General features: G+C 44.8%; 2 protein-coding genes and 1 pseudogene. All 3 read left to right on the top strand.

The features are described 5' to 3' along the window. Nucleotides 1-435 (top strand): annotated as a pseudogene (locus tag Q0241_RS10275) (hypothetical protein); the annotation flags it as partial. Nucleotides 436-605: 170 nt separating this feature from the next. Beyond that, nucleotides 606-812, top strand: a complete 207-nt coding sequence (locus Q0241_RS10270) for a hypothetical protein (RefSeq protein ID WP_299377020.1) — start codon at nucleotides 606-608, stop codon at nucleotides 810-812. A gap of 17 nt (nucleotides 813-829) precedes the next feature. Further along, nucleotides 830-2001 (top strand): Tol-Pal system beta propeller repeat protein TolB (gene tolB / locus Q0241_RS10265; RefSeq protein ID WP_299377018.1); only part of this gene is annotated, 1172 nt, incomplete at its 3' end.

Here is a 2001-nt window from a genome sequence, read left to right as displayed (position 1 = left end):
AAGCCAAAGGTTGATGCGCTTACGTCTATCTTGAAAAATGTGGATAAGCTGAAGTCAGCACCAAAGAAAACCACGACTAAGGGCAAGGCTCCAACAACGCCGACACGTCAACGCGCTTCCGCTGCGCAGATCAATGATATTCAAAGATCTCTTCAGCAGCAGATGCGACAGTGCTGGCGGGTAGATGCCGGGGCCTTACAGGCAGAGGAAATGATCGTCGAAATCTCTGTGCAAATGCGCCAAGATGGGAGCGTTAGCGGTGTGCAAATTGTTGATCAGAACAGATTTAACAAAGACGCATATTTCAGAACTGCCGCTGAGAATGCTCGACGTGCTGTTATCAGCTGTGCGCCCTACAAGCTTCCAGTTGATCTCTACGGTGATTGGCAAACAGTGAACATGACATTTGATCCATCAAAGATGTTTGGGCAATGATTTTAAGGCTTCGTTCTAAAGGCGCCTTATATTGTTTTGTCTCGGTAATATGTTTGTATTCACAAAGTATAGCGGTTGCCGAGCCTTTTGCTTTTATAGAAACAGCGGGTAAATGCTGGAAAACAAATTTTAGCCCTAATTCTTCTTTAGATACTATTGTTGAATTATCAATGAAGTTATCTCGAGATGGTCATGTTGAAGAGGTTATCGTTGTTGATCGTGAGAGATTCGATCATGATGATGTCTTTAACAATGCATTGAATGAGCTTAGTAAAACACTTGTCGGGTGTGGTCCTTATAAATTTCCTAGTGATCTCTATGGTGACTGGAGAATGATTAATATTCGAATTGATCCATCAAAAATGTTCGATCAATGAACGGGAGAAGAACAGTGATGTTAATAAAGGCAACGCGCGGATTGCTGGTTGCAGCGATCAGTGTGTTAGGAATTGCGATTGGTAGTGTGCCTGCGCAGGCTGAGATCAACGTAAATATTACCGAAGGTTTTGTTGAACCTTTACCCGTTGCTGTTGCGGACTTTAATGGCGGGCAGCCAGAAGCACAGCTGATCGGGCGGGATATTGCCGAGGTGATTTCTGCAAACCTTGAACGTACAGGTTTGTTCAAACCTATCGATAATAAAGCCTTCATCCAAGACCAAAACTCTCTTCAGGTTGGGGTTCGTTTTGGGGATTGGCGTTTGATTAATGCCCAAGCACTGGTGACAGGCTCTGCCCGGGTCCAAGGTGATGGCAAGGTACGTATTGAATTCCGCCTTTGGGATGTCTATGCCGAAAATATGATGACAGGCTTTTCTTATACCTCGACTCGTACGAACTGGAGACGGATTGCACATCAAATCTCTGATGCCATCTATAAGCGTCTAACAGGGGAACAAGGGTATTTTGATACCCGTGTTGTCTATGTCTCTGAAACAGGGCCACAGAATCGACGTCAAAGACGTTTGGCAATTATGGATCAGGATGGATTCAACCATAAATTCCTGACGAATGGCAGATTTGATGTTTTCACACCGCGTTTTTCTCCAACGTCACAAGAGATCACATATTTGTCATTCGAGGGGAATGTTCCAAAGGTAAAGCTGCTTGATCTACAAACCGGCCGAGAAGAAACCCTTGGAAACTTCAAGGGAATGAGTTTCGCACCGCGATTCTCTCCGGATGGAAACTCTGTGGTAATGAGTCTTGCTGATCGTGGGAATACAGAAATTTACACGATGGATCTACGGACCAGAAAGTTTTCGCGTCTGACAAATCACCCGGCTATTGATACATCGCCGTCTTATTCACCGGATGGATCTAAGGTTGTATTCAACTCTGATCGTGGTGGTAGTCAGCAACTTTATGTGATGGATATTAATGGCGGAAATGTTAAGAGAATCTCTTTTAACAAAGGACGTTACGCGACACCTGTTTGGTCCCCGCGCGGCGATCTTATTGCTTTTACACGCCTTTCCGGTAGAAAATTCTATATCGGCGTAATGAAGCCTGATGGATCAGGTGAACGTATGCTTGCGGAAGGTTACCATGCAGAGGGACCAACGTG

This window comes from uncultured Kiloniella sp., from assembly GCF_937128705.1.
In the GTDB taxonomy this organism is placed as follows: domain Bacteria; phylum Pseudomonadota; class Alphaproteobacteria; order Kiloniellales; family Kiloniellaceae; genus Kiloniella.
Note: the sequence above shows the minus strand (reverse complement) of the source record. Positions and strands in the feature narration are given on the sequence as shown.